19 protein-coding genes are annotated in these 24,971 nt (G+C 62.3%); 10 read left to right on the forward strand and 9 right to left on the reverse strand.

Annotated elements, in window-relative coordinates:
* Positions 1–16: 16 nt before the first annotated feature.
* Positions 17–817 carry a ZIP family metal transporter gene (locus tag OIS50_RS10720; RefSeq protein ID WP_264690635.1) on the forward strand — a complete coding sequence of 267 codons (801 nt, stop codon included), beginning with the start codon at positions 17–19 and terminating at the stop codon, positions 815–817.
* Between the two features lie 136 nt (positions 818–953).
* Here the strand turns inward: OIS50_RS10720 and OIS50_RS10725 are convergent, their stop codons facing one another.
* The gene (locus OIS50_RS10725; protein ID WP_264690636.1) at positions 954–2,330 is read right to left on the reverse strand and encodes an ammonium transporter; all 1,377 of its coding nucleotides are present in this window, start codon (positions 2,328–2,330) and stop codon (positions 954–956) included.
* A 303-nt stretch (positions 2,331–2,633) separates the two neighbouring features.
* On the opposite strand from OIS50_RS10725, the gene OIS50_RS10730 reads away from it, so the two are divergent.
* Positions 2,634–3,686 carry an alkane 1-monooxygenase gene (locus OIS50_RS10730; RefSeq protein WP_264690637.1) on the forward strand — a complete coding sequence of 351 codons (1,053 nt, stop codon included), beginning with the start codon at positions 2,634–2,636 and terminating at the stop codon, positions 3,684–3,686.
* Here the strand turns inward: OIS50_RS10730 and OIS50_RS10735 are convergent.
* The 3 genes from OIS50_RS10735 to OIS50_RS10745 form a co-directional block, all read right to left on the reverse strand.
* Complete coding sequence (locus OIS50_RS10735) at positions 3,681–4,547, reverse strand: M28 family peptidase (RefSeq protein ID WP_264690638.1); 867 nt, start codon at positions 4,545–4,547, stop codon at positions 3,681–3,683. The two genes, OIS50_RS10730 and OIS50_RS10735, sit on opposite strands and share 6 nt — an antisense overlap.
* A 376-nt stretch (positions 4,548–4,923) precedes the next feature.
* Complete coding sequence (locus OIS50_RS10740; RefSeq protein WP_264690639.1) at positions 4,924–6,120, reverse strand: threonine synthase; 1,197 nt, start codon at positions 6,118–6,120, stop codon at positions 4,924–4,926.
* An 87-nt stretch (positions 6,121–6,207) separates the two neighbouring features.
* Complete coding sequence (locus tag OIS50_RS10745; protein WP_264690640.1) at positions 6,208–7,116, reverse strand: LysR family transcriptional regulator; 909 nt, start codon at positions 7,114–7,116, stop codon at positions 6,208–6,210.
* A gap of 181 nt (positions 7,117–7,297) precedes the next feature.
* Here OIS50_RS10745 and OIS50_RS10750 point away from each other — a divergent pair, with 181 nt between their 5' ends.
* Complete coding sequence (locus OIS50_RS10750) at positions 7,298–7,537, forward strand: YgaP family membrane protein (protein WP_264690641.1); 240 nt, start codon at positions 7,298–7,300, stop codon at positions 7,535–7,537.
* A 49-nt stretch (positions 7,538–7,586) separates the two neighbouring features.
* Here OIS50_RS10750 and OIS50_RS10755 read toward each other — a convergent pair whose 3' ends face one another.
* Positions 7,587–8,408 carry a hypothetical protein gene (locus tag OIS50_RS10755; protein WP_264690642.1) on the reverse strand — a complete coding sequence of 274 codons (822 nt, stop codon included), beginning with the start codon at positions 8,406–8,408 and terminating at the stop codon, positions 7,587–7,589.
* 122 nt (positions 8,409–8,530) lie between these two features.
* The gene (locus OIS50_RS10760) at positions 8,531–9,466 is read right to left on the reverse strand and encodes an alpha/beta hydrolase (RefSeq protein WP_264690643.1); all 936 of its coding nucleotides are present in this window, start codon (positions 9,464–9,466) and stop codon (positions 8,531–8,533) included.
* 207 nt (positions 9,467–9,673) lie between these two features.
* On the opposite strand from OIS50_RS10760, the gene OIS50_RS10765 reads away from it, so the two are divergent.
* The 5 genes from OIS50_RS10765 to pbpC all read left to right on the forward strand — a co-directional run bounded on the left by OIS50_RS10765 (position 9,674) and on the right by pbpC (position 20,875).
* Positions 9,674–10,153, forward strand: coding sequence for a hypothetical protein (locus OIS50_RS10765; protein WP_264690644.1), 480 nt, complete (start codon positions 9,674–9,676; stop codon positions 10,151–10,153).
* A 283-nt stretch (positions 10,154–10,436) separates the two neighbouring features.
* A complete protein-coding gene (locus OIS50_RS10770; RefSeq protein ID WP_264690645.1) occupies positions 10,437–16,022 on the forward strand; it encodes an alpha-2-macroglobulin family protein in 5,586 nt (1,861 codons plus the stop codon).
* A gap of 305 nt (positions 16,023–16,327) precedes the next feature.
* Positions 16,328–17,080, forward strand: a complete 753-nt coding sequence (locus OIS50_RS10775; RefSeq protein WP_264690646.1) for a protease inhibitor I42 family protein — start codon at positions 16,328–16,330, stop codon at positions 17,078–17,080.
* A gap of 405 nt (positions 17,081–17,485) precedes the next feature.
* Positions 17,486–18,364 carry a hypothetical protein gene (locus OIS50_RS10780; protein ID WP_264690647.1) on the forward strand — a complete coding sequence of 293 codons (879 nt, stop codon included), beginning with the start codon at positions 17,486–17,488 and terminating at the stop codon, positions 18,362–18,364.
* A 159-nt stretch (positions 18,365–18,523) separates the two neighbouring features.
* Positions 18,524–20,875 (forward strand): penicillin-binding protein 1C, encoded by a 2,352-nt coding sequence (gene pbpC, locus OIS50_RS10785; protein ID WP_264690648.1) that lies wholly within the window; start codon positions 18,524–18,526, stop codon positions 20,873–20,875.
* A gap of 14 nt (positions 20,876–20,889) precedes the next feature.
* Here pbpC and OIS50_RS10790 read toward each other — a convergent pair whose 3' ends face one another.
* Together OIS50_RS10790 and OIS50_RS10795 are read right to left on the reverse strand one after the other, a co-directional pair.
* The gene (locus OIS50_RS10790; RefSeq protein ID WP_264690649.1) at positions 20,890–21,357 is read right to left on the reverse strand and encodes a hypothetical protein; all 468 of its coding nucleotides are present in this window, start codon (positions 21,355–21,357) and stop codon (positions 20,890–20,892) included.
* A gap of 156 nt (positions 21,358–21,513) precedes the next feature.
* Positions 21,514–22,413, reverse strand: a complete 900-nt coding sequence (locus OIS50_RS10795) for a manganese catalase (RefSeq protein WP_264690650.1) — start codon at positions 22,411–22,413, stop codon at positions 21,514–21,516.
* A gap of 548 nt (positions 22,414–22,961) precedes the next feature.
* Here OIS50_RS10795 and OIS50_RS10800 point away from each other — a divergent pair.
* Positions 22,962–23,555 (forward strand): YMGG-like glycine zipper-containing protein, encoded by a 594-nt coding sequence (locus OIS50_RS10800; RefSeq protein ID WP_264690651.1) that lies wholly within the window; start codon positions 22,962–22,964, stop codon positions 23,553–23,555.
* Positions 23,556–23,642: 87 nt separating this feature from the next.
* A complete protein-coding gene (locus OIS50_RS10805; protein ID WP_264690652.1) occupies positions 23,643–24,116 on the forward strand; it encodes a YybH family protein in 474 nt (157 codons plus the stop codon).
* 431 nt (positions 24,117–24,547) lie between these two features.
* Here OIS50_RS10805 and OIS50_RS10810 read toward each other — a convergent pair whose 3' ends face one another.
* The gene (locus tag OIS50_RS10810) at positions 24,548–24,958 is read right to left on the reverse strand and encodes a DUF779 domain-containing protein (RefSeq protein ID WP_264690653.1); all 411 of its coding nucleotides are present in this window, start codon (positions 24,956–24,958) and stop codon (positions 24,548–24,550) included.
* Positions 24,959–24,971 lie beyond the last annotated feature (13 nt).

Consider the following 24,971-nt stretch of genomic DNA (forward strand, 5'->3'; position numbering starts at 1 on the left):
TGCCGGGCTTTTGCTCATGACGATGTTTCCTACTTGGTTTATGGCCGGCTTCTGGGGCTTGGTTTCGGGGTCGGCGCTGCTGCTGGGCGCGGCCATTGGCTATTTCGCCAACGTGCCGCAGCGCCTGATTGCCGCCATCATGGCCTTCGGCAGCGGCGTTCTTATCTCCACGCTCTCGCTCGAGCTGATGGAGGAAGCCTACGCGCAGGGTGGCTTTACGGCCAGCGCGGTAGGCTTTGTGGGCGGAGCCGCGGCCTACACGCTGGCCAACTGGCTGCTGGCGCGCTACGGCGCCAAACACCGCAAACGCTCGGGCCACCACCAGGCCGCGGAGCGGCGGCAGGTGCAAGCCGGCCAAACCGAGGGCAACAACGCCGGCGACGACAACGCCACCGCGCTGGCCGTAGGCGCCCTGCTCGATGGCATACCCGAAAGCATTGTAATCGGCCTGAGTTTGCTGGCCGGCGGCGCAGTAAGCACCGTGGCCGTGGTAGCTATTTTCCTCTCGAATTTGCCCGAAGGCCTCAGTAGCGCGGCTGGCATGAAGAAAGCCGGACACTCAGCGCGTTACGTGCTGCTACTGTGGGGCGGCATCGCGCTGGTGTCGGGCATATCGGCGTGGCTGGGCTATGCGGTGTTCAGCCAGTTTTCGCCGGATGTGGTGGCGGCTACTACGGCCGTGGCCGCCGGCGCCGTGCTGGCCATGATTGCCGACACCATGATTCCGGAAGCCTTTGAGGTAACCCACAACTTTACGGGGCTGATAACGGTGCTGGGCTTCCTGGCGGCGTTCTTTCTGTCGAAAATGGGCCACTAGCCTGCTTGCTTTTGCAAAAACGAAAAGCCGCCAGTTTCCCCGCTGGCGGCTTTTCTGCCTTCTGCACCCATTCCCCCAGGTTCGTGCGGCCCCGGCTTTCCCATTCTCCGGAGTGGTGGGCACGCACGAATGCTTGTTATGCCAGTTTGCTGGCCTGCAGCTCTTTGCGGTAGGTGCGCTCAAAATCCTCGTCGACGTGGTACGTCGATTCTTCGTGTTGGCTTAGGTCGAGTCCTAGGTCCTCGTCGGCGGCTTTCACGCGCAGGGCAAAAAAGCGGTCCGTCAGCTTCAGCAGCGCCCACGCCCCGCCAAACGAGTAGCCCACCACAATCAGCAACCCCAGCACGTGGTAGCCAAACACCGTGGCGGTGCCGTGGATCAGGCCCACTTTATCGGCAAACACGCCCGTAAGCAGCATGCCCACCATGCCGCCCAGGCCGTGGCACGGAAACACATCGAGGGTATCGTCGATGGTGGTGCGGGAGTTTTGCCAGTGCACCGCCGCGTGGCTGATAAGCGCCGCCAGCACCCCGAACAGCACGCTTTGGCCGTAGCTTACGTAGCCGGCCGCGGGCGTAATGGCCACCAACCCCACCACGGCGCCCGTGCAGGCCCCTACGGCCGTGGGCTTGCCGCCGCGCACCACCTCTACCAGCAACCAGGCAAACAACGCCGCCGCCGAGGCCAGGTTGGTGTTCACGAAGGCCGTTACGGCCAGCTCGTTGGCCCCCAGGGCCGAGCCCGCGTTGAAGCCAAACCACCCAAACCACAGCAAACCCGTGCCGAGCAGCACGTAAGGCACGTTGGGCGTTGAGAACGACGACTTTTGGTGCGTGGTGCGCGGCCCCAGCACCAAGGCGCCGGCCAGCGCCGCAATGCCCGCCGAAATGTGCACCACGGTGCCGCCGGCAAAATCGAGCACGCCCCAGCGCCGCAAAAAGCCCTCGGGGTGCCACGTCCAGTGCGCCAAGGGGCAGTAGATGAACAGGCAAAACAGCACCATAAAGGCCAGATAGCCCTTAAAGCGCACCCGCTCGGCAAACGAGCCGGTAATGAGCGCGGGCGTGATGATGGCGAACTTCAGCTGAAAGGCGAAGTAGAGAATAAACGGAATGGTAGGCGACAGCACCGGATGCGGCGCCGTGCCCACTCCGCGCAGCAAGGCGTAGGTAAACGGCGAACCAATGATACCGTGCCACGAGTCGCCGTAGGCCAGCGAAAAGCCCACGAAGTAGAACACCAGCGTGATGACACCCAGGGCCACGAAGCTCTGCAGCATGGTGCTGATAACGTTTTTGGGCCGCACCATGCCCGCGTAGAAAAACGACAGCCCCGGCGTCATGATCAGCACCATGGCGGTGGCCGTCAGCATCCAGGCTATGTCGGCGAAATTCAGCGAGCCGGGCAGGGCTACCGGGTGTGCGGCAGGCGTAGCGGCAGCAACGAGTGCGCTCAGCAGCAACCCACCTAGGGCTACCCGAGCAAAGGACAAACGCGGCGTGGTGGTTGGCATAGATTAGATGAGCTGGTCAGCGGCTTCAGCTAATGTATGAACAAAATATATGCTTTGGTAAACACCCCCTTTATTTACATAGGCCAAAGCACAAAACATGGCTATTTATTAAAAATCACCCCTGTTTATGCATAGTCGAACCTACTGATCTATGTCTTTCAAATGAATAACCCCCCTATAAATACAAGGCGTAAGTTATAAGACCTGAACCGTAGTAATCCGTGCTTACCGCCTCGTGCTACTACTTGCTTTCGGGTGCTTGCGGCATTATCTTAAGCATAGCCTTTCAGCCATTACCAACCTATGCAGCCGCGCGATTTACGCTACTTTCTGGCCTACACTGTGCCTGTGTGCGCAGCGCTCGGGTTGCTGTGGCACGGCGCATGGGCGTGGCTTACGCCGCTTGTGGTATTTGGCGCCGTACCGTTGCTCGAGCAGCTGGTATTGCCCAGGCCCAAACCCCAGCCCGAAGAACCGGCTACCGCATCGGCGGCGTATGCGTGGGTGTTCGATGGGTTGCTGTACCTGAATGTGCCGCTGCAGTACGGTTTGTTGGGCTGGTACCTGCACACGCTGAGCACGCAACCGCTTAACCCGGCCGAACTGGCCGGACTTACCGCCAGCCAGGGCATTTGCTGCGGGGTGCTGGGCATCAATGTGGCGCACGAGCTGGGCCACCGCGCCAACCGGCTGGAGCAACTGCTGGCGCAAGCCCTGCTGCTCAGCAGCCTGTACCTGCACTTCTTCATCGAGCACAACCGCGGGCACCACCGGCACGTGGGCACGCCGCTCGATCCGGCTACGGCGCGCTTCGGCGAAAGCCTCTACCCGTTTGTGCTGCGCTCGATGTGGGGCGGCTGGCGCTCGGCCTGGCACCTGGAGGCCACGCGCCTGCAGCGCGCAGGCCAAGCGGTATGGCACCCGTGGCACAACCAAATGCTGCGGTTTCAGCTGCTGCAGGTGTTGGCGGTGCTGGCCGTGGGCGCGGGCCTGGGTTGGCAGGCAGCCCTGGGCTTTGTGGTGGTGGCTTTTTTGGGCGGCGCGCTGCTGGAGGCGGTAAACTACGTGGAGCACTACGGCCTGCAGCGCCGCGAGGTGCGGCCCGGGGTGTACGAGCGGGTGCAGCCCCACCACTCCTGGAATGCCGAACAGCCCCTAGGTCGGATTTTGCTGTACGAGCTAACCCGGCACTCCGACCACCATTACCTGGCTTCGCGGCCGTACCATGCGCTGCGCTACCAACCCACCAGCCCCCAAATGCCGGCGGGCTACCCGGCCATGCTGCTGCTGGCCCTGGTGCCGCCCTTGTGGCACCACGTAATGGACGCCCGCACGCGCGCCCTGGCGGTTTTATAAGTTCAGGACGGCGTTCAGCACCCCGTTTACTACCTCGGCCATGCGGCGGAAATCGAGCGTGTCGATGGTATCGGTGGTTTCGTGGTAGTTGGGGTTGCGCAAAAAGGCGGTGTCGTTGATCATCACGGCGTTCCAGCCATAAGGCCAGTAGTTGCGCTGATCGGACAGGCCCGCCAGGCCGGCTTTGGCCGACAGGTTGATGCGCTGCACATCCACATCGGCTTGGGCGCGCATAAGCTGCTGCACGCGCTGCGTAAACAGCTCCTGCCCGTCGCGGCCCACCACCGTAATAAAATTGCCGGTGTTAGGGTATAGCTCGGCCAGGTTTTCGGTGGGGAAGCGCTGCGAGCCGGGCTCGTCGCGGAAATAGCCGATCATCTCGTAGCAAATCATGGCGCGCACGGTTACGCCCGCATCGTGCAGCGATTTGGCGTGCACGGCGCTGCCCATGTACTCCGAGGCGAAGTACGGCGGCTCTTCGTTGGGGTAGGCCACCAGGTCGATGCGGCGGTCGGGGGGCAGCTGGGCACCTAGGGCGTGCAGCAGGCGCGCGGTTTCGAGCAGGCCCGCCACGGCCGAGGCGTTGTCGTCGGCGCCGGGCTGCTCGCCAAACACATCGTAGTGCGCCCCCACGATGATGCGCTCGGCCTCGGGCGGACCAAACGTGGCCACGATGTTGCGGTACTGGCGGCCATCGGCCTTAAAGGCTTGCTCCTCCACGGGGCAGCCCAGCTTCTCGAACTCCCCGCGGATGTACTCGGCGGCCCGGTTCAGCGAGGTAAGATTGCGGTAGTTGCGGGCCGGCTGCAGCGAGGTCAGAAACTGGACATCGGCGTAGAGCCGCTCTTGGTTGGCGCGCATAGGTGCGTTGGCTTGGTGGCGTGTGGTTGGCTATACGGCGTTCGGCCGCCGCGAAGCACAAAGCACCCCATAAAATCACAGTTGGGCGCGCTGTTCCCCAGGTCGCGTGGTGCTGACGAGAGGCCTCACCCCCCGGCCCCCTACCTCGCTCCAGGCGCGACATGAGGGAGAGGGGGAGCCTCGCGACCTAGGGCCATGAAAAAGCACGTCATGTCGAGCATGCCGAGACATCTCGCGTGCTAACGCCGGATAGCATCTGCTCCCCCTCTCTTCTGGAGAGGGGACCGGGGGTGAGGTCCAACGCGAGAAGGTCCTTCGCTTGGCGGACGACAGATGAAGGATGACAGGTGCGGCAGGGAAAGCGAACTGCTGGCTGCTAGTACCGACCCAGCACGTTGTCGAGGTATTTCTGGCCCGAGCCGGTGTTCAGCAGCAGCACTTGCTCGCCGGCGCGCAGCCAGCCGCTGGTCAGCAGCTTACGGGTGGCCAGCCACACGGCGGCACCTTCGGGCGCTACAAACAGGCCTTCGGCGCGGCCCAGCTCGCGCATGCCTTCCAACATTTCGTCGTCGCTGATGCTCAGGGCCGTGCCGTTCGATTCTTTCAGGACTTGCAGCATGAGGGCTTCGCCCAGGGGGCGCGGCACGGCCAGGCCATTGGCAATGGTGGCGCGCCCTAGGTACTGCTGGCAGTTGGGCTGATTGCCGGCAAGGGTTTCGATGAGCGGGCAGCAATTGGTGGCTTGCACGGCCACCATGCGCGGCAGCTTGGCATCGGGCGCCAGCCAGCCCAGGGCTTTCATCTCCCCAAAAGCCTTCCAGATACCGATGAGCCCGGTGCCGCCGCCGGCGGGGTACACTATCACGTCGGGCAGTTGCCATTGCAGCTGCTCGGCAATTTCGTAGCCCATGGTTTTTTTGCCCTCGAGGCGGTACGGCTCTTTCAGCGTCGATACATCGAGCAAGTGCCCATCGGCGTTGATGTGGCGCACCTGCGCGGCGCAATCGTTGATGAGGCCATCCACCAGCCGCACCTCGGCGCCGTACCAGTAGCACTCCTCCCGAAACGCCTGGGGCGTGTGGCGCGGCATTACCACCGTGGCGGGCAGGCCGGCCTTGGCGCAGTACGCGGCCATGGCTACACCGGCGTTGCCGGCCGTCGGGATGATGCAGCCTTCGGCCCCTAGCTCCTTGGCTTTGGAAATGGCCATGCTCAGGCCGCGGGCCTTAAACGAGCCGGTGGGGTTTTGGCCCTCATCCTTGAGCAGCAACGAAGCCAGGCCGTAGCGCGCCCCTAGGTTGCGGAGCGTGAGCAGCGGCGTAAAACCCTCGCCCAGGCTCACCATGTGGGCATCGTCGAGCAGCGGTAGCACCTCGCGGTAGCGCCACATGGTGGCCGGGCGGGCAGCCAAGGCTTCTTTGCTCAGCGAACCTTTCTCGAGCGTGTAGCGGGCCAGCAGCGGCGCAGCGCAGCACTCAGCCACGGTTTGGGGGGAAAACGCCGAATGCGGCGCGTGGCAGCGCGAGCACACCAGCTCGCTTACTCGACTAACAGGTTCGGTGATGGTGGCCATGGCTTGCGTGTGGGGTAAAAACTGCCCAAAGAACGCGGCCAACCCCTGCCCTGGTTATGCCTGGCAGGCATGGTATTTTCGCATGGGTTATTCCGGTTTCGAATAATACCGCAAGGCAAACTGCATGAAATCCTTGAACGGAGCGTTGTTTTCGGTGCCCCGGCGCTGCACAAACTCGAAGTGCCGGCGCAGCTGCAAATCATCAATCTTCACCTCGGCCAGCTCGCCGGCGGCCAGCTCCTTCACTACGGCCTGCCGCGGCAAAAAGGCCAGCACGCTCGGGTCGACGCGCACAAAGTTTTTGAGGGCCTCGGTGCCGCCCAGGCGCACTTTCACGCGCAAATCGGCCAGCCGAATGCGCTGGGCCAGCAAGGCCTGCTCCACTACGGCCAAGGTGCCCGAGCCCGGCTCGCGCAGGGCCAGCGGCACGTGGTAGAGGTCGGTAAGCTCCAGCGTGCGGCCCTGCAGCGGATTTTTGGCCGAGCACACGGCCACCACGTCGTCGGAGAGCAGGGGCGTGTACGTAACGTTGCTCACGCGGTGGATGCCCTCGATTACGCCCAGGTCGATTTCGTGCTCGAGCAGGGCCTTGAGGATGTTTTCGCTGTTGCGGTTTTTGAGCGTGAGCTGCACGTGCGGGTGGTGCCCCAGGTACGCCGACAGCACCGGCGGCAGCACATACAGCGAAATGGTGGTGCTAGCCCCGATTACCATCCGGATGTCGGGCGTAAAGCGCGGGCTCAGGGCGGCCATTTCCTGGTGCAGCTCGGTTTGCAGCTGCTGCACCTGCAGTAGTTTTTGGTAGAGCAGCTGGCCGGCGGCCGTAAGCGCCACGGCATTGCCCAGCCGCTCAAACAAGCCCGTTTTGTAGTGCTCTTCCAGGGCCTTCACCTGCTTGCTCACGGCCGACTGGCTGATGAACAGGCTTTGGCTTGCTTTGGTGAAGCTAAGGCGGCGGGCTACTTCCAGAAATACTTCGTGTTGGTGCGAAAGCATGGCCGGAAGGTACAACCAGCCCGCTAAGCACCCGGCTGGCACCGGGCCGCGCAGCCCCCGCAGCCATAAACTGAACTATACCAACGGACTTGCACGCTGGCAAATTTTATGATGAAAGTCATTGCAAATTGGCCTTTATCGGGTGTTACTTATTAGCACCTTCCTCCTAACTGCCTCAGCCATGCGTCGCAACCTAGGCCTCCCCGATCGTCTGATTCGTTTGCTGTTTGCTCTGATGCTGGGCACCGAGCTGTTTCTGGAAGGGCAAAGCGCCGATATGCTCGCCTTGCTGGCCACGCTCTCGGTGGGTTTGTTATTCACGGGCCTCAGCGGTTTTAGCCCCCTGTACGCTTTGCTGGGCCTTTCTACCCGCGATTTGCTGCGTCCCAAATCGCCCAAAACCCGGCGCCTCAGCGCCTAGCCCTAGGTGGCAGGCGGGCTACTACGCTCAGGCACCCAGGGCCAGCACGCTAGGGCTGGGTTTGCGTGGCGGGCGCAGGTGCGGCCGTTTGCCTGCGGGCCACCGGGGGCGAGGCCGGCCAGTTGGGCCGCAGCGAGTTGGCGTAATCCACGAGGAGGGCCAGCTGGCGGGCATCGGTAAAGCGCAGGTGGTGCCGGCGGGCGTACGCGGCTATGGCACTGGCCTCGCGGGCAAAATACGCCAGTACATCGCGCTTGGGATGGTGCAGCCGCATTATCTGCCCATCGGGCGTGCCCAGGAAATATTTTTCGGCTGGGGCGTAGTAATGATCCGTCAGCGGCTGCCGGCCGGAAAAACCTGCCGCGTTCTGGAATGTGGCCCCGGCCCAGGGCGCCCGCCGCAGCACCAGGCTGCAGCGCCGGTAAAGTGTAATGGGCCCGCCGCTCATCAGCTCGAAAAACGCCGGGCAGGCAAGCGTAGCCTTGGGCTGCTCGCGGTTCCAGCGGTGCACCAAAAACAGGCGGGCCCGGTTGTAACCAAACCATGGCTGCCCGCCCCGGCCGTTGCGCAGGGGCCGGGTTTGCATGCCCGGCGTGGCGGCTTCGGCAGGCTGCCCGTCGCCACGCACGGCAAAGGCGCGCACCTCGCCGGCGGGTATGGTGCGCACCCGCCCATCGGGCAGGTCGAGCAGCAGCAGGTCGCGGTCGAAGTGCAGCGTGAGCGGGCCGCGGAGGGTGTCGCCAGAGGTCAGCACTACGGTGCTGCTGGCAAACTGCTGTGCCTTGGGCGTCGGCTGAGCAGCCCCCCGAAGCGGCGCCGCCCCCACCAACGCCCCGGCATTAATTACGAGTATCAGGCGGTGCGTTTTCATGCCGGAATGACGCTGCACCACTCCTACCGCTGCACCAAATAACTGGTTACAAGCAATTTATTTTACGAATCTTTTCGTATTTATATCACCTCCGGATTTTCCATCGGAGCATTCCGGGCTGGTTATAATTTGGCGGGCAGGCTGGCTTTCACGCTATCAAGCTTGTTGGCCCAACGCTGCTTTTCCTCGTTGTTGAGGATGGTAAAGGCTTTCTGGGTTTTGGCGTCGTTCGGGGCCAGCGTTTGGGCCGCGCGCAGGTAGTGCTTGGCCGAGTCGAGGCGCTGCGTCCAGATGTAATTGATGCCGATGTTGCGCATCACGGCCACTTTGTCGTAGCCGTGGCGCAGGGCCCTCCGGAAGCTGGCGCTCGAGTTGGCGTACTCCTTCTGGTTGGCCTCCGCCACGCCGATTTTGTAGTGCAGCTCGGCATCGGCGGGGTTTTCCTGCGCCAGCTTGTACAGCTTGGGCAAGGCCTCGGCGTAGGCGTGCTTCTCGAACAACGCGTTGGCTTCCTGATAGGCCGGCGAAGAAGTAACGGTTGAGGTTTCGGCCGCGGCGGTTTTGGGTGCCTGGTTGCAGGCAGATAGCAGCATAGCAGCGGCACCAGCCAGCTGCAGGCTGCGCCGGAAGTAGAAAGCGGACATATGGGTTTGGTTGTGGTGGAGAGACAGTAGAGCAAGCCCGCCGCACTGCCGCTTTAAGTTGGGGGCGGTTCGGGTTTGGCAAAATAGCGCAACTCCCGCACGTAGCCGCTGCAGCGGCACGGGTGCAAAGCCTTGCGGCTCGGGCGGGAAGTCGGGGCGCTCGGCATCGGCAGGAGCTACCAGCAAGGCGCCGACCAGCGGAAGGCGGGTTTGCCGGGCCCAGTGCGCCACCAGCACTACCCTGGGGCCGGTGGCAGCTACGGCGGCTTCCAGTGTTTGGACCCAATCGTCGCACACGGGCCGGTCCCACTCCTGCTGCTCTACGCGTTGGTAGTGGTAGTGCTCCTCCCACTGGTTCTGCCAGTGTTGCGGGCCGGGGCTGCCCAGGCCGGGGATGGTGAGGATGGTGGTCATCGGCAGCAAAGATGCAGGGCAGATGTGTACCTTCACTATTCTAGTTGTTCTTCCCGCAGCGGCATACGAAAGTTCTTTTAAAAACGCATGGATACCTCTTCGTTAATCGGTACAAATTTGGTCACCCTACTATCTCGTTTAGTCCTTCCCCTACACCTGATATCAGTGTTTATATTCATGCTGCTCTCACCTTCCATCATTCCCCAGATGGACACTCTTAGCACAGCGCTGCTTAATATAGCTGGCTTAAGACATGGATGGTTTATAGCAACCGCAAATTATTTACTTATTGGTCTTTCATTGTTTTTCTTTTTACGGATGCTAAAAGACCGGACGGCAGCAGGAAGGCTTGCCTTCTTTTTACTCGAAGCAAGTTGCTTGCTATATGCTTCATTAGGGCTGATACCTTACAGCACAGAAACAAACCAAGGACTAGCATTAACTGCGGCAAGATCGATCATCTCAATTCTGCTTGGCGCTATTGGCATGCTTTTGCTAGCACGATCAGTGAACGATAGCAGCAATGCAAAATACTTACTCTACATTATTTCGATCATTATTATAATAGAGACATGCTGCGGCTTTCTATTTTTCGATAAAATAGGTTTTATCTCATCAATATCTTGGGTTTTATATTTCACTTGTTATTCAATACTGCCTAATAGCACAGGCACACAGCCCCAATAACAAACCACATTGCAAAACAGGCAATATATTTCTACTGCAATAGCCATTAAACCAGGGGTTCCAGTTCAGGCACACCTAACCTCAGTTAAAATTGCCTAAGCATATTCACCACTACAAGCCGGTTTGGCCTAGTGTTGAACACATGCTCTATCTCTCGCGCTTTGGTAACGACAAGAGCAAACCTGTTAACCCTTGCTTAGAGGGCCTGCATCCACACTAACTCCTATCCATTAGCGTTTTTCTATACCTTTCGCGCTGCCGCCACCCCTCCTCCCTACCCTTCATGACTACCTCCCGACTGCTCCGCCTGCCGCTGCTGGTGCTGCTGGCTTTGCTGTGTGCGTGCTCCAAACCCGGCACCGACGAGCAAACCGCCAATGCCTCCGCCGACGGTGAGGAAATCGACCCATACGAAAACTTGGTTTTCAATTTCGAAGAGCCGGTTGCAAAGGAAACCCAGCTGAACCGCTGGGACACCGCGCAGGTAGTGCGTTTCGAGCCGGCGGTGCGGGGCAAGTTTAAGTGGACCTCGGAGCGGGAGCTGGTGTTTTCGCCGGCCGAGCCGTTCCGGCCGAGCACTGCGTTCCGTGCCGAGCTGCGGCCGCAGGCCCTGCCCAGCGACAAGCAGCAGAAACCGCCGAAGCTGAGCCGCACGCAGTTCCATACGCCTTACCTGCAGATGAGCGAGCCGCAGGTGTTCTGGACAGCCTCGCCCAACAGCAGCGAGCCGGCCGTGCGCCTGAATGCGGTATTCAACTACGCCGTGCGCCCCGCCGACCTGCGCCAGCACCTGCGCCTGACAGTAGGCGGCCAGCAGGTACCCTTCGAGGTGGTATCGGCCGAGCCCGACCGCGTAGTGGGCATCCGGCCCACGCAAACGGTAGCGCCGGGCAGTACTGTTCAGCTCCACGTGGAACCTGGCCTGAAGCCCGTGGGCGGCGGCAAAGGCACCAGTCGCGCCCTCGATGCCTCGGGCACCGTGCCCGATCCGCAGCAGCTGCAGGTGCGCGAACTGACGGGCTCCTTGCTCAACGGCGAACCGGTGGTGACGGTGCTCACCGACCAACCCATATCGGCTGAGCAGGCGCAGGCGGTGGTGCGCGTGCAGCCCGCCGTGCCCTTTGGGGTAGAAGCGCTGGAAAGCGGCTTTGTGCTGCGCGGTGGCTTCGAGGTAGGCAAAACCTACACCGTGAGCGTAGGCCCCGGCGCCTACGGCACCCTAGGTGGGCATTTGGCCGAGCCGTTCAGCCAGGCCGTGTCGTTTGGCGACGAGCGCCCAAGCATCAGCTTTGCCAACGGCGAAAAGGCCATGTACCTGGGCGCACAGGGTTTGCGCAACCTAGGGCTGCGCCTCAACGAGGTGGAGCGCGTGAAGGTGAGCATCTACAAGGTGTACGCCAACAACATCCGGGAGCTGCTGCGCTCGGGCGAGCAGTACGGCTACGACGCCGGCGAGGAAGGCGAAGAAAGTCAGGACGAAAACGGCGAGTGGATAGACCGCAGCTACCGCTACTACAACACCGAGGACTTCGGCAACCTGCTCACCGAGCGCACCTACACCACCAAGGCCCTGCCCAAAGCCGGCTCGCTGCGCCTGCTGCACCTCTCGCTCGACGAGCTGGAGTTCGGCAATCAGCTGAAGGGACTATACGTGGTGCGCGTGCAGGATACCGAACGGCAGTGGCTGCAGGTTTCGAAGCTGGTGGCCGTGTCGGACCTAGGCGTGGTGGTGAAGCGCAACGGCAGCGGCGGCGCCGTGGTGTTCGTGAATTCGCTGCGCACGGCCAAGCCGGTGGGCGGTGCCTCGGTGCGCTTCATCAGCCAGAACAACCAAACCATGTTCACGGGCCAAACCAACGCCAACGGCGTGGCCATGCTGGGGCAGAGCGACAGCACCGCGGGCAGCCGCTTCCGGCTGGATATGGTGATGGTGCAGAGCGGCCAGGATTTCACCTTTCTGCAGCTCGAGCGCGCCCGCGTCGAAACCTCGCGCTACGACGTAGGCGGCCTGCAAAGCAACGCGGCCCGCTTTCAGGCTTTCCTGTACGGCGACCGTGACCTGTACCGCCCCGGCGACACCATCCGCACCAACACCGTGGTGCGTACCGACGACTGGCGCGTGCCCGGCGCCGTGCCCATGAAAATCAGGCTGCTGCTGCCCACCGGCAAGGAGTACGCCAGCTACCGCCGCACCCTGAGCAAGGAAGATGGCTCGTTTGAGGCGCAATTCATCGTGCCGCCTTCCGTAATGACGGGCCTCTACACCTTGGAGGTGCTCACCGGCAACGACGTGCTGCTCACCTCGCGCAAAATCAGCGTGGAGGAGTTTATCCCCGACCGCCTGAAAGTAACCGTAACGGCGGCGCCCAAGGTGGTGCAGCCCGGCCAAACGGTCCGCGCCGCGGTGCTGGCCCAGAACCTATTCGGCCCGCCCGCTACCGACCGCAAGTTTGAGGTAGAGTTTTCGCTCAAGCAAAAGGCCTTCGAGCCCAAAGAATACGCCGATTACAACTTCAGCATTCGGAGCGGCGTGGAGCGGCGCAACCAGTACGGCGGCGAGGAGCCTGAGTCGGAATCGGCGCTGAACGAGCGGTTTGAGAAAGCCGTGCGCGAAGGCCGCACCAACGAGCAGGGCCGCGGCACGGCCGAATACCAGGTGCCTGAGTACCGCGACCTAGGCACGCTCGAAGGCACCGCCTTTGCCACCGTATTCGACGAAACCGGCCGGCCCGTAAACCGCCTCGCCACCTTTGAGGTGCGCACCCAGGCCGTGATGTTCGGGGTGCAGCAGCTACCTGAGCTGCTGAGCACCCGCCAAGCGGTGCCCATTCGGGTGGTGGCGCTTACGCCGCAGGGCGCACCTGCTACCCAAACGGCGCAGGTGCGCGTAGTGCGCATGCTCTGGGAAACCGTGCTGGAGCGCCAGGGCGGCCGCTATACCTACAACTCGCAGCGCCGCGAGCAAACCGTGCTGACCACCACCGTGCAGGCCCAGCCCACGGCAGCCGTATCGTTTACGCCTACCTACTCGGGCGAGTACGAAGTGCGCGTGTCGCGGCCCGGCGCTGCCACCTACGTAGCCAGTCGCTTCTACGCGTACGGCTACGGCGACACGCAGAGCAACGCCTTCGAGGTAAGCAACGAGGGGCAGGTGCAGATTGAGGCCGACAAGCCCAAGTACCAGCCCGGCGACAAAGCCACGTTGCTGCTCAAAACGCCCTTTGCGGGCCGCGTGCTCGTAACGGTGGAGCGCAACCGCGTGCTGGAGCATTTTTACGTGGATACCGACGAGAAATCGGCGCGCGTAACGGTGCCCATCCGCGCCGGCCACGTGCCCAACGTGTACGTTACGGCCACGGCCATTCGGCCTATTTCTGCTGACTCCAAGATTCCGCTGACCGTGGCTCGCGGCTTTGTGCCGCTGACGGTGGAGAAGCCCGACTCGCGCCTGCCCGTGGCCATTAAGGCCGTGGCGCAAAGCCGCTCCCAAACCTGGCAGACGGTGGAGGTGCAAACCAAGCCCAACGCGGCCGTAACGCTGGCCGTGGTGGACGAGGGCATTTTGCAGATGAAGAACTACCGCACGCCCGACCCCTTCGGCTACTTCTACCAGAAGCGCGCCCTCGAAGTATCGGCCCACGATGTGTACCCCTTCCTGCTGCCCGAGCTAGGCACCAGCAGCACCGGCGGCGACGGTTACGACCTCGCCCGCCGCACCACGCCCGTACCCTCGCGGCGCGTGCAGCTGGTGGCCCGCTGGAGCGGCGTAAAGCGCGCCGATGCCAACGGCCGCGTGCAGGTGCGGGTGCGCGTGCCGCAGTTTAGCGGGGCGCTGCGCCTGATGGCCGTGGCCTACAAAGGCGACGCGTTCGGCTCGGCCGAGCACACCATGCGCGTAGCCGACCCGGTGGTTATCAGCACCGCCCTACCCCGCTTCCTCAGCCCTGGCGACACGATTGACGTGCCGGTGACGCTGACGAATACGACGGGGAAGCCACTTACAGGTGTTGTTAAGATTTCGGCTTCTAATCACCTAGCTAAAATACCTAGTGCTGATGAGTCAGACCCTAGGTATGCAATTAGAGGAAGACTAGCATCAGACACAAGTGCTGCTTCGTTGCTCCAGTTCAAGCTTGAACCGAGTAAAGAATCACGGATTACATATCGATTAGTAGGAAAGAGCATCGGTAGCAGCACGGTGAAGGTGCAGGTGGAAACCTTCGATAAGATGCCGGTTACTGGTGGCCCGGCTGTTTACCCATCAAGGCTCTCTGAAACCATAGAGCTACCCATCCGCCCCGCCTCGCCGCTGCAGATGCGTACCGGTTCGGGCGTTGTGCAGGGTGGCAAAACGCAGCCGCTGGATTTGCGCACCGATTTCCTGCCGACTGCCCAGCGCAGCCAATTGGTGCTGAGCCGCTCGCCCATGACGGAGTTCAGCAAAGACCTGCGCTACCTGCTGCAGTACCCCTACGGCTGCCTGGAGCAAACGGTATCGGCTGCTTTCCCGCAGCTGTACTACCCCGATTTGGCCGCGGCCCTAGGTCAGGCGGGCAAGGCGCAGCGCTACAACCCCAACTACCACGTGCAGGAGGCCATCCGCAAGATTGAGGCGCAGCAGCTCTACAACGGTTCGTTGAGCTACTGGCCCGGCGGCGACTACGACAACTGGTGGACCACAGCCTACGCCGCCCACTTCCTGCTCGAAGCCAAGCGCGCCGGTTTCGCCGTGAACCAGGGCATTCTGGACAAGACGCTGCGCTACCTGCAGTACCGCACCAAAAAGCGCGAAACCGAACCCTACCAGTACCTCGACGCCAACAACGTAGCCCGCGAGAAGACTATTGCCAAAAAGGAAATTGCCTACTCGCTCTACGTTCTGGCCCTGGCCGGCAAGCCCGACCCGGTGGCGCTGAACTACTACCGCGCCAACCAGCGCCTGCTCGCGCAGGATTCGCGCTTTGTGCTGGCCAGCACCAGCGCGCTGTCGGGCCAAACTCAAGGCTTCCGCGACCTGCTACCCCGCTCCTTCTCAGAGCCCGCCGCCCGCCGCGCCCTCGATGGCTCGTTCTACTCGCCCGTGCGCGACCTAGGGCTGGCGCTGAACACCCTCATCGAAGCCGACCCCGAAAACCCGCTCGTCACGAGCATGTCGCGGCAGCTTTCGCGCTTGGTAAAAGGGGCAGGTTGGCTGAGCACCCAGGAGCGCGCCTTTGCGCTGCTGGCCCTAGGTAAGGTGGCGCATCAGAACAAGAACAGCACCGTAACGGCCACGCTCGCAGAAGCTGGCGGCAAGGTGCTGGGACAGTACAAAGGCCCGCAGAACCTCACCGTGAATAACGTAGCCAACCGCCGCCTCAGCCTGCAAACGGCCGGCACGGGGCCGCTGTACTACTTCTGGACGCTGGAAGGCATTTCGCTCACCGGCCAAGTGCGCGAAGAAGACCAGTACCTGCAAGTACGCCGCCAGTTCCTCGACCGCACCGGCCAGCCCCTAGGTCGGGCTGAGTTCCGGCAGAACGACCTGGTGGTGGTGAAAATCACCCTGCAAGCCGCCAACTACGCCGGCGCGGTGCCCAACGTAGCCATTACCGACCTGCTGCCCGCCGGCCTCGAAATCGAGAACCCGCGCATCGGTGCCGTGCGCGAGCTTACCTGGGCCACCGACGCCGCCACGCCCGACTACCTCGACGTGCGCGACGACCGCATCAACCTGTTCACCACGGCTACCCCACAGCCCAAGTCGTTCTACTACCTGGCGCGGGCCGTATCAAAAGGCACGTTCAAGCTAGGCCCCGTAAGCGCTGATGCCATGTACAATGCCGAATACCACTCGTATGCCGGCGCTGGCGTGGTGCGGGTACGGTAGCGGGCCGAACTTATAGCTAGCGCTAAGAGCTAAGGGCTAAGGGCTAGTTCCCCTCCTCAGATGAGGAGGGGCTAGGGGTGGTTGAAGGGCTAGAATTAGAACTAGTTCTAGAGGCTGTTCAGGCGTAATGGTCAACCACCCCTAGCCCCTCCTCATCTGAGGAGGGGAACTAGCTTTTAACCCTAGCACCGACTTAAACTCCAGGTGCTTTTTGCGCAACACAACAGGAAAGCATCTAGCCTTACCTCAACAATAGCGAACAAGGCGGCTGGCGCGTACAATCCGCGCATTCCAACCCCTTAGCTATGCAGCGTCGCTCCACCGTTTTCGCCCGACTAAACCTTGTATTTGCCCTTTTCCTCATAGCCCTAGGTGCGCAGGCGCAAAGTGCCATTACCACCATCACGGCCGCCGACAACGGCAAGGAAGTGCAGCTTACCGTGGGCGACCGACTGATTGTGCGGCTGCCCACGGCGGCGCCACGCTACGGTTGGCGCCTGGCCCAAAACTACCCCGGCCAGCTTACGCCGGTTAGCAACCAAATTCTGCCGGGCGTGAGCAGCGGCGTACCGGGCGCGCCGGCCACGCACGAAATGCACTTTCAGGCCATCGGCTCGGGCGGGCTCGATCTGATACTGGTGGCGGCGCTGCCCGGCACCGGGTACTCGCCGGTGGGCAGCTACTTCCATGTATACCTTACCATCAACCAGCCGGGCGTCGCCAAAAACGTGAACATCACGGAGTACGGCAACCACAGCCGCGTGACGGTGAACAAGGGCGACCAGCTCAGCATAAAGCTGGGCACCACCGCCGGTTCGAGCTACCGTTGGGAGGTGATGCCCGCCGCCAACGAGGTAGTGAAGCTCATCAGCACCCAAACCGAACAGGAGCAGAAGAAAACGAAGAAAAAGCCCAAGCCCGGTACGCCGCAGGATGTCACCTTCAACTTTCAGGCGCTCAGCCCCGGCCAAACCACCATTCGCTTCCTGTACCGCGACGGTACCAACAACGAAGCCCCGCCCAAACGCGACTTTGTGCTCGATGTAACGGTGCCGTAGCGCTGAGCCGTGTCCGCGGCGCAAGGACATACTGACGTGAGCAAGCATACTGGCGCGAGTCTTAGCGCGCAGCGCGCGACTCGTGCCGCAGCATGGAGGGGAGTCTCCAGACTCCCGGGCGTTGCACGGCACCTAGGGCACGGCTTGCCCGCGTGAGGTGCCTGCCCTTTCAAAAGCCACCGGCACCTAGGCGGCATCGTTCACGGCACGGGAGTCAGAGACTCCCCTCCATGATTAGGCACGAGTCGCGCGCTGCGCGCTAAGACGCGCGCCAGTTTGCCTCGCGCCAGTTTGCCGCCAGTAAGCCGTTTTTGCGCCAGGAGCTGCCCGGTACCGCATTGGCGCGTGCCGCGCCAGCACCGAGCACCGCTCAGCGCTACAGCCGGGCGTATATCTTTGCTTTTGATGAACTACCTGATTTACCTGGCCCAAGGCCCGGCCGCGTTGCGCTGCGAGGCATTGTACAGCGTGCTTTCCTACTTCCGCGTAGCACCGCAGCCGCCCGCGCAGGTACTCATCTACACCGACGATGCCGCGGCGTTCCGGCAAGTGCTGGGCCCGCGGCCCGATGTTCACTATCCCGCCGTATCGGCCGAGGAGTGGCAAGCGTGGCGCGGCAAGGCCGATATGGTGTACATGGTAAAAATTGGGGTGCTCGAGCATGCCGCCGTGCACTACCCCGGCAACTTGCTGCTCATCGATACCGACACCATTTGGCAGCAGGACCCCACCCCGCTGTTCAGCCAGATTGGCCAGGGGCAGCGGTTTTTGCACGCTACCGAAGGCCGCCTGGGCTACGGCGATGCGCTCAACCGCAAGGTGTACCGCAACCTGACGGGGCACCCCTACCGCTTCGGCAATACGCCCGTGCAGATTACGCCCGAAACCGTGATGCTCAATTCCGGCGCCGTGGGCCTGAGCAGCCACGATTTGCCGCTCCTGCACGACGTGCGCGAGCTGGCCGAGCAATTTTACGCCGTGTACCGCAAGCACCTGATGGAGCAACTGGCCTTTAGCGTGCGGCTGCCCCTGGCCGGCCCCGTGCAGGAAGCCGCGCCCTACGTGCTCCACTACTGGAACCTGAAAGGCGTGCGCCCGACCCTGGTGGCCTTGTTCGAGAAATACGCAGGCGCAAGCCACGAGGAGCTGCTGCGCCGCCTCGATGCCCTGAACCTGCCCGAAGTACACCGCTCCGAGCTAGCCTACCGCAACCTTGCCGGCTGGCAACGCACCTTGCGTAAGCTGATGGGCAAGCGGTGGCGCATGCCTGCCTTTGAGGTGTAGCCTAGGTCGGTTACCTTGATGGCCGTGCTGCAGCCCACGTTTACCTGAACGAAATCGACAGGTATTGGTCGGGCACGCAAACGCGGGCTAAACCGAAGGTCGGCGTAGCCAAGCCCGCGCTACAGTTCGCTAGCCAGCAACTTCTTCGCTCCCTCTCCCATGCCTCGCCCATTTGCCACCGTGTTGCGCCGCTTGCGCCGGCCGCTGCTGGCGCTACTGGGTGTTTTCGTGGTAGCATTGGGGCTGAACTGGCTATTTCCGCTGCCCCCGCCCCCGCCCTACTCGCCCGTGGTAATGGCTGCCGATGGCTCGGTACTGCACGCCTACTTATCGCCCGACCAAAAGTGGCGCATGGCGGCCGAGTTGCACGACATCACGCCCACCCTGCGCAAGGCCATTGTTGCCAAAGAGGACCGGTGGTTTTACTACCACCCGGGCATCAACCCAGTAGCCCTGCTGCAAGCGGCCGGGCGCAATGCCCTAGGTGCCGGGCGCCGCACCGGCGCCAGCACCATTACCATGCAGGTGGCGCGCATGCTCGAGCCCAAGGAGCGCACCGTGGGCAACAAGCTGCTCGAAATGCTGCGCGCTGTGCAGCTGGAAGCGCATTTTTCCAAAGACGAAATCCTGCAACTGTACCTCAACCTGGTGCCCTACGGCTCCAACGTGGAGGGCGTGAAATCGGCGGCGCTGCTGTACTACGGGCAGCCCCCGCACTACCTCTCGCTGGCCCAAACCGTCACGCTCACCATCGTACCCAACAACCCCACCGGGTTGGCGCCGGGCCGGTACAACGCCCGGCTGCTGCAGGCCCGCAACCGCTGGCTGCGCCGCCTAGGTGCCGCGGGCGTTTTCCCGGCCAAGGATGTGGAGAATGCCTTGCAGGAGCCCCTGCTGGCGCAGCGCCAACCAGCACCGCGGCTGGCTCCGCACCTCGCGCGGCGGTTGGTGCAGGCCGGGCTACAGAAGGCGGGCACTTTTGCCGGCTCCAAAGCCGGTTTGCAAGCCACGTTGGTGCGAGCCAAGCAAGCCAAAGCCGAAGAGCTGACGCGCCACTACGTGCGCCGCCTTGCCCCACTTGGCATTACACAAGCGGCGGTGCTGGTGGTAAACAACCGCACCCGCGCCGTGGAGGCCTACGTGGGCTCGGCCGATTTCGGCGATGTGCTCGGCCAAGGGCAGGTTGATGGCATCCGGGCGGTACGCTCGCCGGGCAGTACGCTTAAGCCTTTTCTCTACGCCGTGGCTGCTGACTTAGGGCACGTTACGCCCAAGCGCGTGCTGCCCGATGTGCCCACCAACTTTGCCGGCTTTCGGCCCGAAAACTTCGATAAACGCTGCAACGGGGAGGTTACGCTGGAGCGCGCCCTAGGTCATTCGCTCAACATCCCGGCCGTGCACGTGCTGCAGCAAGTGGGCGTGGGCACCTTTACGCAGCAGCTGCGCCGGGCAGGGTTCCGAACAGTGGCGCGGCAGGCGCCGCAACTGGGGCTGAGCACCATTTTGGGCGGCTGCGGCGCTTCGCTCGAAGAACTGGTGGGCTTGTACGCCGCCTTGGCCAACCAGGGCCGCTACGCCCCGCTGCGCTTTACGGCCGATGCACCGGTAGCCCGGCCTACGCAACTCGTATCGGAGGCTTCGGCCTATTTGGTTACTGATATCCTGTCGCAGTTGGTGCGGCCCGATTTGCCGGTGGGCTACCAAAACTCATTGCGTTTGCCGCGCATCGCCTGGAAAACCGGCACCAGCTACGGCCGCCGCGACGCCTGGAGCATCGGCTACAACCGGCACTACACCATTGGCGTGTGGGTGGGCAACTTTACGGGGCAAGGCGCCCCGGCCCTTACCGGCACCGATGTGGCCACGCCGCTGCTTTTCGATTTGTTCAACGCCATCAGCTACAACGACGGCGGCGAGTGGTTTGTACCGCCCGCCGGCCTCGATTTTCGGTTGGTGTGCGCGGTTACGGGCCAGGTGCCGGGCGCGCACTGCCCCGATCAGGTAATGGATTACTACCTGCCCGGCATCTCCGATACGCGCCGCTGCGAGCATCAGCAAGAGGTGTTTGTATCGCCGACGGCTGATGTGAGCTACTGCCGCGCCTGCTTGCCCGCCGTGGGTTACCGCCGCGAGCTGTACCCCAACTTCACGCCCGAAGTGCTGGCCTTTAAAGCCGCCAACGGGTTGCCGCACGCCATTCGGCCGCCGCATAACCCGGCCTGCACCCTCGTGCGCTCCGACGACGGCCCGCAACTGGCACCGCGCATCCTTTCGCCTACGCCCAACGCCGAGTACGTGCTCGATGGCCGCGATTCGCAGCAGCTGCAGTTGCGCTGCGCCGCCGCCAACGATGTGCGCCAGGTGTACTGGTACGCCAACGACCAGTTTGTGCGGGCCGCTGCGCCCACCGAGGCCGTGTTCATTAGGCCCGGCAGCGGAGTGCTTAAGATTTCGTGCGCCGACGACCACGGCCGCAACACCGATGTGCAGGTGCTGGTGGAGCGGTTGTAGCCCGGCACCTAGGGCTAGCTGATGGCCGGCACCGGATCGGAAATGGATTGGGCGGCGCCAGCGGCTTCGGTTTGCTGGGCCTGCAGCAGCCAGTCGGTAGCGTCGCCCTCTTGGCTGGCATAGTTGAGGCGGTACGGCAACCGCGAACCTAGGGTAGCGCCGCTTTCTTGCTGAAAGCTTTCGGCCGCCGCCAAATGGCTGGGCGAAATAAGGTAGCTCAGGTAAACGGGCCCGCCCAGGCGCTGCGCCAGTTGCGGGGCCAGCACATCAAAAATCCAGCTGGTAACCAACGGGCTGGAGCTGGGCCTCCGGCGCGCATCGAGCAGCCAAAACCGGCATTGCGGTTCGGGCAGCTGGCCCAGCGAGCGGTACACCTGCCGGGTTTCTTCGTCGGTGGTTACGCCCAGCCAGCGCACCACCACAATGTGCAGATCGGGCCGGTAAGAAATGTCGACAAGAGGGGTAGGCGAAGCGAGCAGCATGCACGGGCGGAATTCGGGCCCTTTGTTCTACGCAACGGTTCAGCTTGGGTTACGCGCCCCTAGGTCACTGAGCACAAAACGCCCTGCCGCAGCACCCGTTGGTGCTGCGGCAGGGCGTTTTGTGAGCCCGGAGTTTGCTACCCGCGGCAACTGCTATCAGCCGCCTTTGCCGCTGCCGCTCAGCTTGCCTTTTACTTTATCGGCTACGGTGCCCATTACGGCATCCAGGGCGGTCATCTGCTCGGTTTGGGCGTGGCCGCGCGGGTCGGGCGGGGCCAGTTGCGGAATACCGCCCAGGGGCTGCGCTTTCTCGACGCGGAATTCGCCTTTGCCATCGATGGAGGGGCCTTCCGTCCAGCGGCCGCCCTCCGTAGTATCGTTGCCGATGTAGGTGCTGACGAAGGAGTAGTTGAAGTTCTGGTTTTCCTCGCTTTGCGGGAAGCTGTTCGGGATGGGGTGCGCCCCAGTCAGCCCGCCAATTTCCTCGAGCACGGCCATCCACTGGTTTTGGTGCATGGTGTCGCGGGCAATCAGAAAGGCCAGCATGTCTTTCATGCCGGGGTCGTCGGTGGCTTCCCACAGGCGCGTGGCCAGCACGCGGCCGGTGGCCTCGGCCATTACGTTGGCGTGCATATCGGCCGCGAGGTTGCCGCTGCCCACCACCCACGAGCCGTTAAAGGGCACCCCATTGGCATCGACAGCCATAGCCGACAGGCCCGAGGAGAGGATGTGGCGGGGGTCCATACCGCCCAGCACGGCGCCTACCACTTTGTCCTTGGCAAATTCATCCTGCACGCTCATCGGGGCACCTTCGAGGTTGAGGGCTACGGCCGTAGCCAGCATCTCGATGTGCGCAATTTCCTCGGTGCCGGTTTCGAGCAGCATGTTGCGGTACTTCTGCGGTCCGCGCGAGCCCCAGCCCTGAAACAGGTACTGCAAGCACACCCGAATTTCGCCTTCGATGCCGCCAATGGCCTGCTGCAGCATGCGGGCAAATACGGGGTTGGGCTTATCAACGCGCACTTTGTACTGCAGTTCTCTATCGTGGTAGAACATAAGGTTGTAGGGTTTTGGTAGTGGTAACGGCGGCCCCTTGCGGTGGGGCGTAGCAAAACCATACCCCCGCATTGGCCCCGGCGTTAAGGCCGAGTTTCCGGTTCTGCTGTTCAGCTGCTACGTAACCGCAACCCACGCCACTCCTGATTCCCAAATAGTTACCCGCTAAAACCTACGTATTACTACGGTTACCCCATCGTAACTACTGAATAACGCCGCGGAGGGTGCAAGCGCCTGCTGCCCTGTTCCCAAACAGCGCAGTACAACCTAGGGCACGGCGCCTGGCCGCGCCTGCATCAGGCCGGAATTTGGTAGCGGTGCCTGGGCGGGCCAACCCGAATTGGCACGGTTTTCGGAAATACCCTTGCAACAACGACGGGCTACCTGGAAACGCCACTTAGCCTTGCCGCTCGTTGGGTTGGACGCCAGCAGCTGAGGCACCAACCGCCAAGCCCGAGCTTAACCCGCCAAGCCATTTTCGCGTTATGGCACGGTGCTTGCAAACGACGGATGTAGTTGTAAAGCAATCCACTAAACTTTACGAAGCCATGAAAACCCTGAGCTATATCATGACCCTGGTGCTGTTGGTAACCGCGCTTTTCGCAGGCCAAGCCCAGGCACAAGACCGCAAGCCCGTTAGCCCCCAGGCTAAAGGTGCCATCATTGGTGGCCTAGGTGGCGCAGCTGCCGGTGCCATCATCCATAAGCGCAACCGCGTGGTAGGTGGTGCAGTAGGTGCCGCCGCCGGTGCCGGCACGGGCTACATGATCGGCCGCAACGTGCAAAACAAGCGCAAAGCCCAGGCCGCCGAGGCTGCCCGCGTAGCTGCCGCTAACCGTGCCGCCCGCGCCGAGCGCCAGGCCGCTGCCGCCCGTGCCGAGCGCAACGCCCTGGCCCGCCGCGCCGAAGCTGCCGAGAAAAAAGCCGCACTAGCCCAACAGCAGGTGCCGCAAATGCCCCAGGCCCAGCAATACCCTGCTATGGCTAACGGCTTTGCCGCTGCCGGTGCTCCGGCCATGCTTTACACCGGTGCCGCCGCTGGTGCCCCGATGGCCATGAGCGCAGCCTATTTGCCCAACGAGTCGTATGGTGACCGTTCTACGGAGTACCCGACTTCGGAATACCGTAGAAAGAGCTGGTAAGTCCGCGCTTTCTGATAAGTTTCGCCGACTTCAGCCCCGTGCCGAAGTCGGCGAAATTGTTTCACACCTCCCCAAAACCCTAGGTTTATGAAGCCCCTCCTTTGCATGGTGCTCGTTGGCGCAGCCCTTGCCTCCGCCTCTTGCACCAAAACCGAGAAAAAAGAAGAAGCCGTAAACGTGCAGACGCTTAACCAACAGTTTGTTGGTGCCTGGAACAGCAAGAATGCCATTCAGCTGGATACCCTGTTTGCCGAAGACGTGCACTACATCCAGGGCGAAGCCCACTACCAGGGCCGCTCCGAGGTATCGAACCGCTGGGTGCGCGAAACCATGGGCACCATTGCCAACCTGCGCCTCTCGCCCGTTAGCACCGGCGCCGACACGCAGCTTGCCTACGAGGCCGGCACCTTTTCGGTAGATGTGCTGCCCGCCAACCCGGCCCTGCCCATGGGCGAAGGCTCCGGCAACTTCACGCTCATCTGGAAAAAGAACCCCAAAGGCGCCTGGAAGCTGAGCTACGCGCAGCTGGAAGGCCTGCCCGTACGAGCCCGCACGCGCTAAACGTTTACTCCCCCAACACACCGCAGCCCCGGCAGAAGCTCTGCCGGGGCTGCGGTTGTTTTAGCACCTAGGGCCTACTCGTTGTTTTGTCTGTCATCCTGAGCCAAGTGAAGAACCTTATCACGCGCGGACGACCTAGGAAACATCCGTCATGTCGAGCTTGTCGAGACATCTCGCGTGCTGACACCGGATAGCATTTGCTTCCCCTTCGCTTTTGGAGAGGAGTTTGCCTCCTGGGGGTCCCGTGAGGTCCAATGACCTAGGCGCATTGTGCATGCGTGGTAAGGTCCTTCCTTCGTCAGGATGACAGCACTATCCGGCGAGATGTCTCGGCAAGCTCGACATGACATTCACGCGCAGCGGTATAGATGCTTGCGGCTGCACTTCGGCGTGACGCCCTAGGTAACCGAAGCAGAAATAAAGATTAGGAGCTACTGCACCACGCTCGGCCGGGTCAAATACTCCTCGCCGTCATAAATCGGCGTAAGGTTTTCCTCCTCCTCTTTCGTGAACATGCGCGACCTGATAAGAAAGCGCACACCTAGGGGAATTTCGAGCGAGAAGCTGGCGCCGCGACCTTTGGTTACATCCACCGTCAGCTGGGTGTGTTTCCAGTACTCAAACTGGCTGGTGCTCATGAAAAAGTCGCAGCCGTGGATGTTGCCCAGCCACACATCGTTGGTACTGACGCGGAACTCGCCCGCCGGAAAGCACATCGGCGACGATCCATCGCAGCAACCGCCGCTTTGGTGAAACATCAGCGGCCCGTGTTCGTCGCGAAGTACATCGATAGTGGCTTCGGCCGCGGCTGTTACCAGCACGCGGGGCGTTGGATTGCTCATGGTTTGGTGGGTG

It is taken from the genome of Hymenobacter sp. YIM 151858-1 (genome assembly GCF_025979705.1).
Classification (GTDB): domain Bacteria; phylum Bacteroidota; class Bacteroidia; order Cytophagales; family Hymenobacteraceae; genus Solirubrum.

Bases quoted from the DNA above. Each gene is read 5' to 3' on its own strand.
- OIS50_RS10720 (WP_264690635.1), top strand. From the start codon at position 17: ATGACGATGTTTCCTACTTGGTTTATGGCCGGCTTCTGGGGCTTGGTT.
- OIS50_RS10725 (WP_264690636.1), bottom strand. From the start codon at position 2,330: ATGCCAACCACCACGCCGCGTTTGTCCTTTGCTCGGGTAGCCCTAGGT.
- OIS50_RS10730 (WP_264690637.1), top strand. From the start codon at position 2,634: ATGCAGCCGCGCGATTTACGCTACTTTCTGGCCTACACTGTGCCTGTG.
- OIS50_RS10735 (WP_264690638.1), bottom strand. From the start codon at position 4,547: ATGCGCGCCAACCAAGAGCGGCTCTACGCCGATGTCCAGTTTCTGACC.
- OIS50_RS10740 (WP_264690639.1), bottom strand. From the start codon at position 6,120: ATGGCCACCATCACCGAACCTGTTAGTCGAGTAAGCGAGCTGGTGTGC.
- OIS50_RS10745 (WP_264690640.1), bottom strand. From the start codon at position 7,116: ATGCTTTCGCACCAACACGAAGTATTTCTGGAAGTAGCCCGCCGCCTT.
- OIS50_RS10750 (WP_264690641.1), top strand. From the start codon at position 7,298: ATGCGTCGCAACCTAGGCCTCCCCGATCGTCTGATTCGTTTGCTGTTT.
- OIS50_RS10755 (WP_264690642.1), bottom strand. From the start codon at position 8,408: ATGAAAACGCACCGCCTGATACTCGTAATTAATGCCGGGGCGTTGGTG.
- OIS50_RS10760 (WP_264690643.1), bottom strand. From the start codon at position 9,466: ATGACCACCATCCTCACCATCCCCGGCCTGGGCAGCCCCGGCCCGCAA.
- OIS50_RS10765 (WP_264690644.1), top strand. From the start codon at position 9,674: ATGGACACTCTTAGCACAGCGCTGCTTAATATAGCTGGCTTAAGACAT.
- OIS50_RS10770 (WP_264690645.1), top strand. From the start codon at position 10,437: ATGACTACCTCCCGACTGCTCCGCCTGCCGCTGCTGGTGCTGCTGGCT.
- OIS50_RS10775 (WP_264690646.1), top strand. From the start codon at position 16,328: ATGCAGCGTCGCTCCACCGTTTTCGCCCGACTAAACCTTGTATTTGCC.
- OIS50_RS10780 (WP_264690647.1), top strand. From the start codon at position 17,486: ATGAACTACCTGATTTACCTGGCCCAAGGCCCGGCCGCGTTGCGCTGC.
- pbpC (WP_264690648.1), top strand. From the start codon at position 18,524: ATGCCTCGCCCATTTGCCACCGTGTTGCGCCGCTTGCGCCGGCCGCTG.
- OIS50_RS10790 (WP_264690649.1), bottom strand. From the start codon at position 21,357: ATGCTGCTCGCTTCGCCTACCCCTCTTGTCGACATTTCTTACCGGCCC.
- OIS50_RS10795 (WP_264690650.1), bottom strand. From the start codon at position 22,413: ATGTTCTACCACGATAGAGAACTGCAGTACAAAGTGCGCGTTGATAAG.
- OIS50_RS10800 (WP_264690651.1), top strand. From the start codon at position 22,962: ATGAAAACCCTGAGCTATATCATGACCCTGGTGCTGTTGGTAACCGCG.
- OIS50_RS10805 (WP_264690652.1), top strand. From the start codon at position 23,643: ATGAAGCCCCTCCTTTGCATGGTGCTCGTTGGCGCAGCCCTTGCCTCC.
- OIS50_RS10810 (WP_264690653.1), bottom strand. From the start codon at position 24,958: ATGAGCAATCCAACGCCCCGCGTGCTGGTAACAGCCGCGGCCGAAGCC.